The organism is Bacillus sp. GC_Bacil_1 (assembly GCF_026540675.1).
GTDB classification, from domain to species: Bacteria; Bacillota; Bacilli; order Bacillales; family Bacillaceae_G; genus Bacillus_A; species Bacillus_A cereus.
Genome location: NZ_JALNUG010000004.1, coordinates 215417 through 229190 on the forward strand (window position 1 = coordinate 215417; position 13774 = coordinate 229190).

Here is a 13774-nt window from a genome sequence, read left to right on the forward strand (position 1 = left end):
TATGTGGGTATTTTTATACCTGCATAGCTTTTTTTAATTTAAAAAAGGAGTGATTACAATGGAAATGAAAAATGTAAAAGGCACAAAAGACTATTTACCAGAGGAGCAAGTGCTGCGAAATAAAATTAAAAGGGCTTGTGAAGATACGTTTGAACGATACGGATGCAAACCGTTAGAGACACCGACGTTAAATATGTATGAGCTTATGTCTTACAAGTACGGCGGTGGCGATGAAATTTTAAAAGAAATATATACACTTGAGGATCAGGGAAAACGTGACCTTGCCTTACGTTACGATTTAACTATTCCATTCGCAAAAGTCGTGGCGATGAATCCGAATATTCGCCTCCCTTTTAAACGTTATGAAGTTGGGAAAGTATTTCGAGATGGCCCCATTAAACAAGGAAGATTTCGTGAATTTATACAATGCGACGTTGATATAGTCGGTGTAGAATCAGTCATGGCAGAAGCGGAACTTATGAGCATGGCACTTGAGCTGTTCCGAACGTTAAAATCAGAGGTAACAATCCAATATAATAACCGAAAATTGTTAAATGGTATTCTTCAGGCCATTAACATCCCTACTGAGTTAACAAGTGACGTAATTTTATCATTAGACAAAATCGAAAAGATTGGGATTGATGGTGTACGAAAAGATGTATTAGAGCACGGAATTACTGAAGAAATGGCTGATACGATATGTAATACTGTATTATCTTGTCTAAAGCTTACAATTGCTGACTTTAAAGAAGCTTTCAATAACCAACTCGTTGCCGATGGCGTAAACGAATTACAACAATTACAGCAATATTTATTCGCTCTCGGAATAAATGAAAATACGATATTCAATCCGTTTTTAGCAAGAGGACTCACAATGTATACTGGTACCGTATATGAAATCTTTTTAAAAGATGGATCGATTACATCCAGCATCGGTAGCGGCGGCCGTTACGATAACATTATCGGAGCATTCCGTGGTGATAATATGAACTATCCAACAGTCGGTATTTCATTCGGTTTAGACGTTATTTATACAGCACTATCACAGAAAGAAACGATATCATCTACCGCGGATCTATTTATCATCCCACTCGGGACAGAATTACACTGCTTACAACTTGCCCAGCAATTACGTTCTACCACTTCCTTAAAAGTCGAACTAGAACTAGCAGGACGCAAATTAAAACGTGCCCTTAATTATGCCAATAAAGAGAATATCCCTTACGTGCTTATTATTGGGGAAGAAGAACTTAGTACAGAAACCGCTATGCTGCGAAATATGAAGGAAGGTAGTGAGGTGAAGGTCTCCCTTTCTTCTTTAAGTAGTTATTTATAATACGAACCACCCTCGTTTGGGTGGTTTTTCTATTTTATAGATAATCAATAATTAGTTTACATAAAAAAATTATAATCTACTTAAAACTAAAAATATATAATATCCAATTACCTGTTATTTTTAGTAATATATAGATATATATTGTTTTAGGAGGATTTACTTTGAAAACTTACATACAAGCACTAAAGTGGATCACAGGAATCTATCACCTTTTATTAATTCCTTGTTATTATTTATTTCCAAGTCTTGTTAACCTATATGGGATACCTTTACTACTATTGATTACTTTACATATCACTACTTTTTTATTAGCTAAACAAGCAGGCATGAATACGTACACTCATTATATAGGTATTATCGTTACTCTAGTTGCCTTCTTTCCTTATATAGAAATCCTTCTACATATTATAGCAGCCATTTTCCTTTTATTAGATGCTGCTTCTATGAATGCAAAAGAAGTTTGTGATTCATAGATGGATAAAATGAAACTTTAATCCATAGAGTTTTGAGATAGGTCGGCAAAAAGGAAAATCAATTTCACACACTAACTTTATTGCTACCCCCCAAAAAGGATTTATTTTTTAAGTAAACCTTTTTTCATTTTTAATTACTTTCCTTACTCCAGAATAATAAAAGAATATTCTGTTTAATTTTTATAAATTTCTAAATATTTATAAAACATTCAAATTAACATACATTTTAGTTATGTAAAAAATCTAAGTTTGAAGGAGATGAATCCATGCTGAAAAAGTTGGTAGCAGGTGCATTATTAACTGTTTTGTCGTTAACTGGAGGACTGGGATCAGTATCAGCTAGTACCGAAAAAGATTATACGATTTCCTCTTTCGAATATGTAACTGTAGATGAAAAGACTGTTGATTCGTTTAACAAATTGAGTGCTCCATTAAAGGAAGACGTAAAAATAACGTTAGTTCTACCGAAACAAAATCAAAATGGAGACTGGTTATCTTATGGATTTTCGAGCAAAGAAAGTTTAGAGTCTTTTATTGAAAAAGATAAACAAAGGTTGAATAATTCAATCACTCCCCTTGGTGTTGGAGGAAGCGGACCTGGTAGTACAGACTTCTATAAACGCACAAATCAAGGTAGCGAGTATTTTTCTCTAAGTAGCGGTTATAAAAACTTGTCTGCTAGTTGGCAAAATCAAATTGTTTCTGTACGTACAGCATCCCCTACCGCTAGCTATTCAACAACACTATGGGAACGTACTTCAACTGAAGGATATGGAAAAGGTGTTGTTTTTAAACATGCTGATTGGTATGGTCAAATTGCAAACTTAAATAACTTTCCAACTTCAGCAGTTGAAGTTAAAAAGTAAAAATATAGAAATAAAAGGTGTTTTCACGTATGGAAACACCTTTTATTTCTACAACTATTTCACATATCTCGTCTATACCAATTTCAACTCTTAATTATTATTTTTCGTATTCCTACTCTCCAAAACCTTCTCCATATTATGAGTTGCCCACTCCATCATTAATAAAATCATTGGACGAAGAGATTCACCAAGCTCAGTTAATGAATATTCTACTTTTGGCGGCACTTCACGGTATACTTCGCGATGTATGATGCCATCTGCTTCAAGTTCTCTCAGCTGCAGTGTTAACATTCTTTGTGTGATATTTGGTTTTAATCTTTTTAATTCATTAAACCGCTTTGTACCATCTAATAAATGATACAAAATTACCCCTTTCCATTTCCCTCCAATCACCTCAACCATAGCTTCAACTGGACAAGAATATTTATTTAAAAATGGGTAATTTATATTATTTTCGTTTGGACAATCCATAATAAATCCCTTCCCTTAACATTAGTATCTTTTTTGATACTATACCACATAAATGTGCGTACTTGTATCTATGTTACTTTAAAAATATAATTTACTTACAAAAATAATTTCATGAAAAGAGGAACTTTTATGACAAATACAAAAGAAATTACAAAAGAAAAAATTATGGAGGCTTTTCATTTCAGACATGCATGTAAAGAATTCGATCCTATGCACAAAATTTCAGAAGAGGATTTCAAATTCATTTTAGAAACAGGCAGATTATCTCCTTCTTCTTTTGGATATGAGCCTTGGAAATTTATTGTCGTACAAAATAAAGAATTAAGAGAAAAACTACAACCGTATTCATGGGGCGCTGGTGGGCAACTTGCAACAGCTAGTCATTTTGTTATTGTTCTTTCAAGAAACATTAAAGATATGCATTATGATGCAGAGTATATTAAATATATGATGAACGATATTATTGGATTGCCTGAAGACACTCAAAAAATTAGATATGAATTCTTTAAAAAGTTCCAGGAAACAGATTTTAACTTATTACAATCCGATCGTGCTGTATTTGATTGGGCATCCAAGCAATCTTATATCGCTTTAGGTAATATGATGACGAGCGCAGCTCAAATCGGTATTGATTCTTGTCCAATAGAAGGATTTGATAAAGAGGAAGTAGATTCTTTACTTCGTCAAGAAGGCATTATACAAGGCGATAATCTTGAAGTATCAGTTATGGTTGCCTTTGGTTACCGTAAAGAAGAGCCAAAGCGTGATAAAACAAGACAGACTATGGATACAATTGTTGAATGGATTAAGTAATATAGCACAGACAAATAATGCTCCTAATAGCTGTATACTCATACTAAAGAAGAATCAATTGTTTTCTTACGTATGAATTTGGTTTTTCATGGAAAGATATGTTAGTATGTATACAGTTTGAGTGCTCTATTTTTAGAGTCGAACAGGAGGAGAATGAATATGTCTGATATTGAAGTTGGCGAAGTGTTTACTCTTAGTGATGAGAATAACGAAGAGCAAGAAGTAGAAGTACTTGGAGCGATGGATGTCGAAGGCGCAGAGTATATTGCAGTTGCCTTTGTTGAAGATATCCAAACAGAAACTGAGGAAGACATTGATATTTTCTTTTTAAAAGTAGAAGAAGATAATGAGTTTTCATACATTGAAAATGATGAAGAGTTTGATAAAGTATCTGCTGCTTTTGATAAGATTTTAGATGAACAAGAACAAGAGTAAACACGAGGGGGATGCATATCCACCCTCTTTTTTTATTCATCACTCATTCAGTGATTTATGCAATAACTCCAGTACATCTTTCATCGCAAAAGGTCCATCTTTTTTAACATGCTCCGCAAATTCTGAAACGAGACGTAATGTTCTCACACTTTCGATTGGATGTTCTCCTGATGCACTTTCAGCTGAAAGCATAACTGCATTCGTCCCGTCCAGTACAGCTTGAAACACATCAGTCACCTCTGCTCTTGTTGGAATAGAATGATCTACCATAGATTGAAGCATTTGTGTTGCTGTAATGACATATGTATTCGTTCGATTACATTCCTGAATCATCATTTTCTGTAAAAGTGGAATGCATTGATACGGTAACTCTACTCCTAAATCGCCCCTTGCAATCATAATTCCATCTGCTTCTTTACATATATCTTGAAAATTCTCGATTGCTTCCATCGTTTCTATTTTTGCAATTAAATTAGGTGACGTTTCTTTATACTGTTGTATAAAATCTCGTATTTCTTTTATATGACTAGGTTTTCTTACGAAAGAACATGCGATAAAATCAACATTCTCCTCTAAAAGAAACTGAATATCTTTTTTATCTTTCTCTGTAATAGCTGGTAAACGAACAGCCGCATCTGGTAAATTAACTCCTTTATGAGATGAGATATTGCCACCTGTTTTTACCTTCGTTTCTATTTTGTCCGTACTTATCTTTTCAACAATTAATTCAACTTCTCCATCATTAATTAAAATTCTACTGCCTACTTTCACATCATTCGCAATTCCTTCATAATCAACACTCGCTTCTGTATTACTCCCTGTAACTGGTTGTGTATGTAAAATAAAAGAATCTCCTGCCTGAAGTGTAATTTGCCCTCCTTTCACTTCACCTAATCTTATTTTAGGTCCTTGTACATCACCCAAAAATTTAATAGAGTCATCTAATGATTTCACTAAACGAATGATGTCTTTATGACTTTCATGCGTGCCATGCGATAAATTCAGTCGAACAATTTTCATACCATTCTTTATTAACTGTGCTAATGTTTCTTTATTATTACTTGCGGGTCCAATTGTACAAATTCGATCGATTGTCATTTTTGTCACCATCCTTTTTTTAATAAGTTTCCCATATGAACTTAAAAATAACAGAGATTCTGACATGAATAGATTTAAATTTACATGAATTTCATAAAATTAAACCTGTATCCCTTGCTGGCTAAGCATTAGAAGATATATTCGCTTTTTTGCAAATGAAGACATGTTGAATCGAAAGTAAAAGAAAAGTTAAGTATGGGATAAACCATTGAGAGTTTCGAAATTTTCATATATTGTATGAATTGAGTTCGAACTCAAAAATTTAAAAAGGTGGGAAAATTAGTGAATATGAAAAAATCTTTATCGGTGACAACTTTAGGGTTAGCGGTTTTAGGTTTTGGTTTTACTAATAACGCAAGTGCTTCAGAGGTCGATACTGTAGACAGGCAGCCCGTTTTAGTTGACTTTGATACAATTCAATCAACAAAAACATCTAGTGTTCCTAGTTTGACTGTTGCAGCTGCACCTAAGAATGACTCTAACATTAGCGTATATACTCCCTTTTTTGGTAACCCATATGCAGTTGCTAAATCGAAATCAACTACGACCGAAGACTATGTTTATGCAAAAGCAAGAACTTTCAATGGCGATGGCTCATTAGTAAATACGAAAAGTAATAGTGCAAAAAAATCATCCTTTGTCAGTGCTACAGCGACCAACACAAGCGTTTATTATGGAGATGATTACGCTATCGGTAATCATACCTATAAATTAAGTGGTTATAATGATGTGAATCACGAAACAAAAGCCTTCTGGTAAGAAAGAGAAAAAAGATATGCATCTTGCATATCTTTTTTCTCTAATACTTTACATATATTGAGGTGCTATTTATGAAACAAATATATATTATTATCGGTGTTTTACTCATTTCATTACTTACAATTTATATTTTGTTCAATACTTCAATCATACAACCTCATCCACCTTCTAAAGAAAATAAGAGAGAGCAACAAACCAATACTATTTCTTACGGATTGAAGGATAATCAAGGCCAACATATTAACAACGGTAGCACAATTACTAGTGAGGATAATAAAATTAATGTATCATTATCATTCGTACATACTATTAACGAAAACCGAAAATATGGATTAATTGTTCTAGAAGATTACGAACAAAAACCTTTTAAAATAGAAGATACTACTAATGAAATATCACACTATTTTTTTGATATGAAACCAAACAGCTCAATGACTACGAAAATCTCTTTACACACTTCTCCTAATGCAAGTGAATTAACCTTTTTAATAATTAAAAAACCTGAATACAAATTAAAAGATAATAACTTAAATAAAGCAGCTATTTTAGAAGATATTCTAAGTATGCGATACTCAATGCATCCTCCTCAGAAAGAAAGCGAAAAAATAAAACTCTCCCTTATAGATCCAGATGCTATTTTAAAAGATGGTCTTTACGAACCATTATTTGTTACGAACCGTGAAGAGAACTTACAAACTGTCTTCTTTGAAAAGGAAGGCAAGCAATTAACCCTATCAAACGGTAATGAAACGAATGATGAAATGACTTACGCAATCGTGGCTTTTAAAGATTGGAAACAAGTTGAAATATTTAACAATAGAAAAGTCGTTTATACTAAAGTTGCACCTGAAACGAGGCAAATCTTTAATTTCATATTGCCTTCAGTGGATCAGGAAAGTAATTTTCAACTCGTCGCTTTTCCATTTCCTTTTAAAGTTAGCGAAGAAGATTATGTCAGTCAACAAGCATTCAGTTCTTTTCGCATCGTAATTGAAAATGAAAATAAATAAGTTATACTATGCACAGTATAACAACCAAAAAAGGCCTACTCACACGAGTAGGCTTTTGAAACTACGAAAGTTTCGTCAATAACTGATTTAAATCTTTTTTCGTTTTCGTCGTTAAAGATTTCATTTTATTAATATCGATTTTTTCTTTCTCCGCTCCTACAATTAACGGATACATACTTTGACCGATTGTTTTAGAATCCGTCGGATGTGATGCCTCTAGCTCTTTTTCAATCACATCCCACTTTTCATTAATTTGTTTGCCAAGCTTATTCACTGTTTCCAATTTCGGATTAGCAGCTAACTGCTTGTCCAAGCTATCAATTAATGCTACAACTTCTTTAACATTCGTTTTCACAGCAACACTTTTCTTCGGATCTTTCATTGTCTTTCCGTTATTGTTTGTACTTGTGCTTGAATCTGTTGTTTTCCCGCTAGTCGTTTGATCATTCGTTTTTCCTGTCGTCTCTTTTTCTTTTGTTTTTACATTCTCGTTTTGAGTTGACGTTTTGCCATTACTTTCTGTTCCTGATGATTCTTTCGTATTTTTTGCATCCTTATCTGTTTTTTCATTTGAAGAAGTATTTGTTTCTTTTTCAGTATCTTTCGTTGTTTTTGACGCTTCATCTGCACTTGTCGTTTTTGCTTCTCCATCATTTTGCGCAGTTACTTGCTCTTTCTTTTCCGTTTCTTTATCTGCTGAAGGACTACAAGCTGCCATAGTAAGCATAGTACCAATTGTTATCGATGCGATAGCGACCTTTTTCATTTTCATATAAATCCCCCTATGTTTTACATAATTTATCCTCCCCTTTACGATTCGATTCCCCCTTAAAAAATCCCTTTTCATACGAATTACCATCTTTCCGACAGTAATCTTCATAATAATACGTACAAAAACTGATAAACTCATTTTAATATTCGAGTTTCTTCTACTTCATTTTTCTACTCGCAAGTAAAAGAAAAAGAGTATATTGTCACATTAAGAATTACTATCTTCATATGACGATATACTCTTCTATCAAATTTTTATGTTTCTTGACATTTTATTTATACAAAAAAATAAAATTTTCTTTCGTTTTTTGTTTCTCAACATTTGTTAACAGAATATTTTTATGAATAACCACCATTCGAGTGAATGACTTGCCCAGTAACCCATTTCGCTTCTTCACTTACTAAAAAAGAAATTAAGCGCGCAGCATCCACCGGTTCTCCTACTTTACCTTGCGGGAACTTCCATACTAAATGATGCTTCAGCTCCTCTGTAATCCATCCTGTATTCGTCGGTCCTGGATCTACAGCATTCACTGTAATCCCCTTCTCCATCGCAACTGGTGCTACTGACTTTGTAAATGCTTCAATTGCCCCTTTCGTTGCTGCATATGCTAGTTCATCTGGCATTGGACCTACTGACTGTCCTGAAGTAAGATTAATAATACTCCCGCCCGTTTTAAGTGAATAATGTTTTATAAACAATGAACTTAATAGCATAGTAGCCCGAATATTAACTGTATAATGTTTATCCAACTGCTCTACATCTAATTCCTCAATTCTCGTATGAGTAGAATATACTGCATTATTAACTAGAATAGATGGATCACCTAACCGTTCTGATACCATATAAAACAAACGATTTGGCGAATAAGACTGCGATAAATTGATTTCTGCCATTTCACATCGAACATCGTAACTTTCAATTTCCTTTTTCAGCAAAAAGGGTTCTTGATCACCCATTCCCCATGGCATCGCTTTATCATACTTTGGCCAGTACGTGAAAAAAATGTCTATCCCCTTTTGAGCAAGCACCTTGCATACAGCTGCACCAATTCCATTCAGACGAGTTGCCCCTGTTACAATTGCTATTTTCTTCACCTTTTTCTCCTCCATCTATACACAGATCCCCTGCATGAATACAGAGGATCTATCTTCTTATTGAATATTTGACAGTATACGTTCAGCACCTAATTTTAACATTTTAATAAAGATATAATTTACAATCGTAAACATTACAAATAAAACGATAAACATAACCCACAGTCCGACATGAAGGAAGAAGTATAATACACTTACTCCCCCCACAATAATTAAAGCTATTAAAATATTAGCTAAAAAATTCCACAAAGTTGTATATCGACTTTTAAATAATTTCTGCTCTGTATCCCAATGAATATCTGCAGTTTGCGCGTCCCAGCGTGTTCCGATTAAATTAATTAATAACAACCCGTTCGCACTTAGTAAAAACCACAGTATCATAAAGACTGGAGAAATCCCAGCTACAACTGCCATCGTAATACCGAATACTGCTAAAATAATCACATTAATTAACCAAGCAGTGATTGCTTTCGCAAAAAAGATATCCGAAGCCTTTACTGGTAAATAACGATTTACAAACCAAGAGCTTCCATCTCGCGAAAATGACGTTGTTGCAATGACGTTACTACCCATTAAAAATAACGATGCACAAAGGCCAACACCAATTGCAAATCCTGTTGTCTTTGGATTGTTAATATACTCTGTAATAAACTTTAAATTTCCATCTTGCACAAATAAAATAAAGAACAACATAATTGGCATAACGAAAGTTTGTACAATGCAATTTAAGAAAAATTGTGGTGTACGGAATAACGTTTTAAATTCTTTTTTCACATACGCTTTTAAATGCGAACTTTGTACTGTTGATTTCTGTAAACCTTCCGCCGAAATAACTTGTTTCTTTGCTGTACTCGTTGAAAGTCCAATAACCCCTTTTAAATATGTACGCTCTGCTATGTAATAAAACAACACAAAGAAGACAAATGAAATAACTGCAAAGATTATTACATATAAAGGTCCCTTCCAATTTGCACTTTCTACTAATGCCACTGCTCCAAAATATGTAGTTGGAAAATAATTTGTCATTTGTACTAAAAGAGAAGATTGATTATTTGCAAGGTATTCCGCAGCCCCATCTCCAGAAAACGCACTTTTATTTCTCCACTGCATAAATACGTTAATTCCTACAATAAATAATATACTTACGATTCCAATAAATATATTTCCTCGATCTTTATTTTTCGCTATATTTGTATACCTCATAATAATTGTCATCAGTAACGAAGCTAATACTAACGGCACGATTGGGAAGAGTAAGTAAATAAAAATCATATATATGTAATATGTAATAAATGCGCCACTTTTTAAACCGTACGTAATGAAGATTGGTAATAAAATAAATGAACTCATTACGTATTGTGTAATTAATACCGTTAAAAATTTTGCCGAAATAATTTGCGCTGGTTTTAATGGTAACGGCAGTAACATTTCAATATCATTGCTGTAGTAAAATACAGTTAAAATGTTCGTTATACTCATTAAAAATACCCATATACTCGCAATCGCAAGTCCCATTGCAATAATCATTCCCGGCCCTTGCCCTAATTGTTTCAGACCTTCATACATTCCGTGCGTCATCGAACCAAATATTAAAAATCCAACAAATAAAATAGCTGCAAATGAAAATAAATACGCCCATCGCTTCTTCTTATCTGCTATAAAATCTGCGTAATTTAACTTTAATAGTACCTTCGTTAACGTCCAAATTTTACTCATTGCCCGTCATCTCCAAGAACATTTTTTCAAGTGATTCATTGGATTTAAAATGATCTCTCATTTCATCTAAATTTCCTTTAAACTGCAAATTCCCCTTATTAATAATAGCAACCCGGTCACATATTTTTTCCGCTACTTCTAATACGTGTGTAGAGAAAAATACAATCTTTCCTTTATCCGCATGTTCTCTCATCATTTCTTTTAAAATATATGCAGATTTCGGATCAAGCCCTGTTAACGGTTCATCTAAAATCCATACATCTGGTTCATGCACGAGCACACCAATAATAACGATTTTTTGTCTCATACCGTGCGAATAACTTTGAATTTGATCAGATAATGCATTATAAAGATCAAACTTCTTCGCTAAAGACTCTATTCGTTCTTGTCTTACTTCTTTCGGCACTTCATACATATCAGCCATAAAGTTTAAATATTCAATTCCTTTTAAACGTAAAAACATATCTGGGCTATCCGGCACATAACCAAACGTCTTCTTTGCTTCCATCGGCTCTTCCATAATATTTTTTCCATTAATCGTAATAGTCCCTTTGTCCACCCCGTGAATGCCAGTAATCATCTTAATTGTCGTGGATTTACCCGCACCATTTGGTCCTAAAAATCCAAAGATTTCGCCGCTAGGTACAGATAAACTTAAATCTTTTACTGCATAAGTAGACCCATTATAACTTTTTGACACATTCGTAATTTCAATCATTCCATCCAATCCTTTCCTTAATTACCAAATAACTATATTGATATTATAGCATACTTCTATTTTAAGATTTTTACATTTTTCAGTTTATTTAACCTTTAAAATAAATATACACCCCTAATCCAACAACTAAAACGACAGCTAGTATAATATAAATCATTGTTAATCGTTTAATATTCCCCTTTGTCGCTTTGCTATAATTTGCATCACCATTCCGCCCAATTAACACCGTCGCAATGACAGTAATCACTACAAGTAATACAACGATCATGATCCAAGTTAGCATTTCTTCCTCCCCCTCCTTACAACCATTTTACAATATTATCCTCTTTATTTCGCAGCATATTTCCTCTTTTTACTATTATTATGAAGCAAACTGGAAAACTATTATTACCATTCCTATCCAATTGTGATATATTTGTAACATAACGTGACTTATTTCTAACAACGTAAGGAGGACCTATCATGAAAACAACTTGGATAAAATATTTAGGATTTCTCGGTTTCTTCGGTTTCCTCGGATTTTTTTATGAAAAAGGATTGTTTACTATGTTCTGTTTCTTCTCCTTTTTCACATCGTATAGAACAGTTCAACACGATGAACTGTTTGAACAAATTGTCAATAAATCGTGTCGCAATGCATTTATCGTTACATTACTAACTACCGCTATCATTATATTTATTGAAATGTTATTTCCAAACCCGGCGCTACAAGAAATTGATATCGCTCTTATTTTCGGCACACTCATTCTTACGTTCGGTTTTTCTATGTTCTTTTATGATAAACCTGTTGATGAAATGGAAGATGCACCATGGCGTTCGTAACGAAGATAAAAGAATACCGCGCAAAATTGAACATGACACAAGAAGATTTAGCGAAGCAAGTTGGTGTACGCCGTGAAACAATTAGCCACCTTGAAAAAGGTAAGTATAATCCTTCATTGCAACTCGCTCACGATATAGCGAAGGCACTTCATAGTACGATTGATGAGATTTTTATTTTTGAGGATAAATAAAAAATACCGTCATTCTTTCCAAGAAGAATGACGGTATTTCTCATAGATTATCCATATAAAACCGCATGAAATACGCCTAATAGTAAGTATTGATCCTCCATGTAATCTCCATCATATGCATTCATCTCGATGTAATACATATCTTCCTCAAGACGAATGTTCCAATCTGCGATTAAATAGCCTTTTCGTAATAATTTTCCCATTCCAAATGAAGTTTTATGAACAACATATTCTTCTGCCTTATATGTAAAGGTAAATATAAAATTTGCATCCAATAACTTTCCGTCACATACAAGTATTTCATGCTCTGCATCATTATTATCGATGTACGTTACTAAAATCTTTCTTTGGCGCTGCCTACTTACATCCTTTGCAATGACGTGAATATTGTTCTTACTATCCTTTATTTCATAAATGATATTACTACCAATTTTCGGAATAAAATCCAGCACTCTCATCAGCGTATTTTTATAATAGCCCCTTACTACGCCTACTTGCTCGCTTCCATTATAAACCTCTATCGGCGTCGTATCTGCTTTGCTATCACACGGTCGTTTGTAAGAAAGCTGCATCACTCGCTCTCCTCTTAAGTACTGATCAAACGTCACAGGATATTCTATCGCACGCAGTTCCTTATTTAGCTCATATAAATAGCATTGAACGCTCTCTACTAATGTTTCAGTAGAGATACGCTCTTGAAGTTCAAATTCTTGCCAGCTGGAAGAAACATTCCATTGGTTATGATCCTCTTCATAGAAGAAGCCAAGAATGACCTCTTCACGGTCAGCCGTTTCATATTTCATAGGCACGTTTTGCCCGTGTTGAACTTGTTCCATCCACTGACCTAAATAAATGCCCAGCTCTGCAACCTTCATACATGATTTTTGAAAAAATACTCTGTCACCCATACAAATTGTTAAATCCCCTTCGATAAAACCATTTGTATAAGCAACATACCGTGGCTCATCCTTCTGCGGGAGATTCTTGTCTAACTCAATTAAAAACGTTAACATCCTTTATTCACCTCTAGTTGTTACACTAATCATACATGACATCGCATCACGCTGGGAAACTATTTATATACGCATATTTAATTCACGCACTATAACACGTGAATGACCTTGTATAGTAGCTCTATTTTTTGTTCTATATCTTAGTATATGAACTTATAAGAGCGATTTTTCAAATATATCTATC

At 33.8% G+C, this 13774-nt stretch carries 17 protein-coding genes; 9 read left to right on the plus strand and 8 right to left on the minus strand.

Translation table 11 applies throughout. The features are described 5' to 3' along the window. Positions 1 to 58 precede the first annotated feature (58 nt). The 3 genes from OXT04_RS08450 to OXT04_RS08460 all read left to right on the plus strand — a co-directional run bounded on the left by OXT04_RS08450 (position 59) and on the right by OXT04_RS08460 (position 2675). On the plus strand, positions 59 to 1336 hold the full coding sequence (locus OXT04_RS08450; RefSeq protein WP_267414140.1) for a histidine--tRNA ligase: 1278 nt from the start codon (positions 59 to 61) through the stop codon (positions 1334 to 1336). 161 nt (positions 1337 to 1497) lie between these two features. Beyond that, the gene (locus OXT04_RS08455; protein WP_097822599.1) at positions 1498 to 1809 is read left to right on the plus strand and encodes a hypothetical protein; all 312 of its coding nucleotides are present in this window, start codon (positions 1498 to 1500) and stop codon (positions 1807 to 1809) included. 266 nt (positions 1810 to 2075) lie between these two features. Then, positions 2076 to 2675: a hypothetical protein gene (locus OXT04_RS08460; protein ID WP_097822598.1), complete on the plus strand. Its 600-nt coding sequence runs from the start codon at positions 2076 to 2078 to the stop codon at positions 2673 to 2675. A gap of 90 nt (positions 2676 to 2765) precedes the next feature. Here the strand turns inward: OXT04_RS08460 and OXT04_RS08465 are convergent, their stop codons facing one another. Further along, entirely contained in the window at positions 2766 to 3146 is a 381-nt protein-coding gene (locus tag OXT04_RS08465) for a winged helix-turn-helix transcriptional regulator (protein ID WP_097822597.1), read from the minus strand. Between the two features lie 129 nt (positions 3147 to 3275). On the opposite strand from OXT04_RS08465, the gene OXT04_RS08470 reads away from it, so the two are divergent. Then, on the plus strand, positions 3276 to 3959 hold the full coding sequence (locus OXT04_RS08470; RefSeq protein ID WP_000185605.1) for an NAD(P)H-dependent oxidoreductase: 684 nt from the start codon (positions 3276 to 3278) through the stop codon (positions 3957 to 3959). Positions 3960 to 4112: 153 nt separating this feature from the next. Next, positions 4113 to 4394: a DUF1292 domain-containing protein gene (locus tag OXT04_RS08475; RefSeq protein ID WP_025118598.1), complete on the plus strand. Its 282-nt coding sequence runs from the start codon at positions 4113 to 4115 to the stop codon at positions 4392 to 4394. Between the two features lie 39 nt (positions 4395 to 4433). On the opposite strand, the gene OXT04_RS08480 is transcribed toward OXT04_RS08475, so the two are convergent. Continuing rightward, positions 4434 to 5492 carry a pyruvate kinase gene (locus tag OXT04_RS08480; protein ID WP_025118597.1) on the minus strand — a complete coding sequence of 353 codons (1059 nt, stop codon included), beginning with the start codon at positions 5490 to 5492 and terminating at the stop codon, positions 4434 to 4436. Positions 5493 to 5774: 282 nt separating this feature from the next. Here OXT04_RS08480 and OXT04_RS08485 point away from each other — a divergent pair, with 282 nt between their 5' ends. Both OXT04_RS08485 and OXT04_RS08490 read left to right on the plus strand, forming a co-directional pair. Further along, positions 5775 to 6251 carry a hypothetical protein gene (locus OXT04_RS08485; protein ID WP_001056361.1) on the plus strand — a complete coding sequence of 159 codons (477 nt, stop codon included), beginning with the start codon at positions 5775 to 5777 and terminating at the stop codon, positions 6249 to 6251. A 71-nt stretch (positions 6252 to 6322) separates the two neighbouring features. Further along, positions 6323 to 7261 carry a hypothetical protein gene (locus OXT04_RS08490; RefSeq protein WP_000810149.1) on the plus strand — a complete coding sequence of 313 codons (939 nt, stop codon included), beginning with the start codon at positions 6323 to 6325 and terminating at the stop codon, positions 7259 to 7261. Positions 7262 to 7322: 61 nt separating this feature from the next. Here OXT04_RS08490 and OXT04_RS08495 read toward each other — a convergent pair whose 3' ends face one another. The 5 genes from OXT04_RS08495 to OXT04_RS08515 all read right to left on the minus strand — a co-directional run bounded on the left by OXT04_RS08495 (position 7323) and on the right by OXT04_RS08515 (position 11847). Beyond that, the gene (locus OXT04_RS08495) at positions 7323 to 8033 is read right to left on the minus strand and encodes a hypothetical protein (RefSeq protein ID WP_267414141.1); all 711 of its coding nucleotides are present in this window, start codon (positions 8031 to 8033) and stop codon (positions 7323 to 7325) included. Positions 8034 to 8371: 338 nt separating this feature from the next. Further along, positions 8372 to 9130, minus strand: a complete 759-nt coding sequence (locus OXT04_RS08500; protein ID WP_097822606.1) for an SDR family oxidoreductase — start codon at positions 9128 to 9130, stop codon at positions 8372 to 8374. Between the two features lie 57 nt (positions 9131 to 9187). Further along, a complete protein-coding gene (locus OXT04_RS08505; protein ID WP_267414142.1) occupies positions 9188 to 10846 on the minus strand; it encodes a putative ABC transporter permease subunit in 1659 nt (552 codons plus the stop codon). Then, positions 10839 to 11564, minus strand: a complete 726-nt coding sequence (locus OXT04_RS08510; protein ID WP_000570204.1) for an ABC transporter ATP-binding protein — start codon at positions 11562 to 11564, stop codon at positions 10839 to 10841. The genes OXT04_RS08505 and OXT04_RS08510 overlap by 8 nt, the downstream gene beginning before the upstream one ends. A gap of 88 nt (positions 11565 to 11652) precedes the next feature. Next, positions 11653 to 11847, minus strand: coding sequence for a hypothetical protein (locus OXT04_RS08515; RefSeq protein ID WP_000958863.1), 195 nt, complete (start codon positions 11845 to 11847; stop codon positions 11653 to 11655). A gap of 179 nt (positions 11848 to 12026) precedes the next feature. Here OXT04_RS08515 and OXT04_RS08520 point away from each other — a divergent pair, with 179 nt between their 5' ends. Both OXT04_RS08520 and OXT04_RS08525 read left to right on the plus strand, forming a co-directional pair. Further along, positions 12027 to 12386, plus strand: coding sequence for a DUF3796 domain-containing protein (locus OXT04_RS08520; protein ID WP_000859208.1), 360 nt, complete (start codon positions 12027 to 12029; stop codon positions 12384 to 12386). Then, positions 12374 to 12577, plus strand: coding sequence for a helix-turn-helix transcriptional regulator (locus OXT04_RS08525; RefSeq protein WP_000896294.1), 204 nt, complete (start codon positions 12374 to 12376; stop codon positions 12575 to 12577). Before OXT04_RS08520 ends, OXT04_RS08525 begins: the two co-directional genes overlap by 13 nt. A 47-nt stretch (positions 12578 to 12624) precedes the next feature. Here OXT04_RS08525 and OXT04_RS08530 read toward each other — a convergent pair whose 3' ends face one another. After that, the gene (locus tag OXT04_RS08530; protein ID WP_000955135.1) at positions 12625 to 13590 is read right to left on the minus strand and encodes a tubby C-terminal domain-like protein; all 966 of its coding nucleotides are present in this window, start codon (positions 13588 to 13590) and stop codon (positions 12625 to 12627) included. Between the last annotated feature and the right edge of the window lie 184 nt (positions 13591 to 13774).

Coding starts and splice junctions, on each gene's coding strand:
- OXT04_RS08465 (WP_097822597.1), bottom strand. CDS start 3,146: ATGGATTGTCCAAACGAAAATAATATAAATTACCCATTTTTAAATAAA.
- OXT04_RS08475 (WP_025118598.1), top strand. CDS start 4,113: ATGAATATGTCTGATATTGAAGTTGGCGAAGTGTTTACTCTTAGTGAT.
- OXT04_RS08470 (WP_000185605.1), top strand. CDS start 3,276: ATGACAAATACAAAAGAAATTACAAAAGAAAAAATTATGGAGGCTTTT.
- OXT04_RS08515 (WP_000958863.1), bottom strand. CDS start 11,847: ATGCTAACTTGGATCATGATCGTTGTATTACTTGTAGTGATTACTGTC.
- OXT04_RS08460 (WP_097822598.1), top strand. CDS start 2,076: ATGCTGAAAAAGTTGGTAGCAGGTGCATTATTAACTGTTTTGTCGTTA.
- OXT04_RS08525 (WP_000896294.1), top strand. CDS start 12,374: ATGGCGTTCGTAACGAAGATAAAAGAATACCGCGCAAAATTGAACATG.
- OXT04_RS08510 (WP_000570204.1), bottom strand. CDS start 11,564: ATGATTGAAATTACGAATGTGTCAAAAAGTTATAATGGGTCTACTTAT.
- OXT04_RS08495 (WP_267414141.1), bottom strand. CDS start 8,033: ATGAAAATGAAAAAGGTCGCTATCGCATCGATAACAATTGGTACTATG.
- OXT04_RS08530 (WP_000955135.1), bottom strand. CDS start 13,590: ATGTTAACGTTTTTAATTGAGTTAGACAAGAATCTCCCGCAGAAGGAT.
- OXT04_RS08450 (WP_267414140.1), top strand. CDS start 59: ATGGAAATGAAAAATGTAAAAGGCACAAAAGACTATTTACCAGAGGAG.
- OXT04_RS08505 (WP_267414142.1), bottom strand. CDS start 10,846: ATGAGTAAAATTTGGACGTTAACGAAGGTACTATTAAAGTTAAATTAC.
- OXT04_RS08480 (WP_025118597.1), bottom strand. CDS start 5,492: ATGACAATCGATCGAATTTGTACAATTGGACCCGCAAGTAATAATAAA.
- OXT04_RS08520 (WP_000859208.1), top strand. CDS start 12,027: ATGAAAACAACTTGGATAAAATATTTAGGATTTCTCGGTTTCTTCGGT.
- OXT04_RS08490 (WP_000810149.1), top strand. CDS start 6,323: ATGAAACAAATATATATTATTATCGGTGTTTTACTCATTTCATTACTT.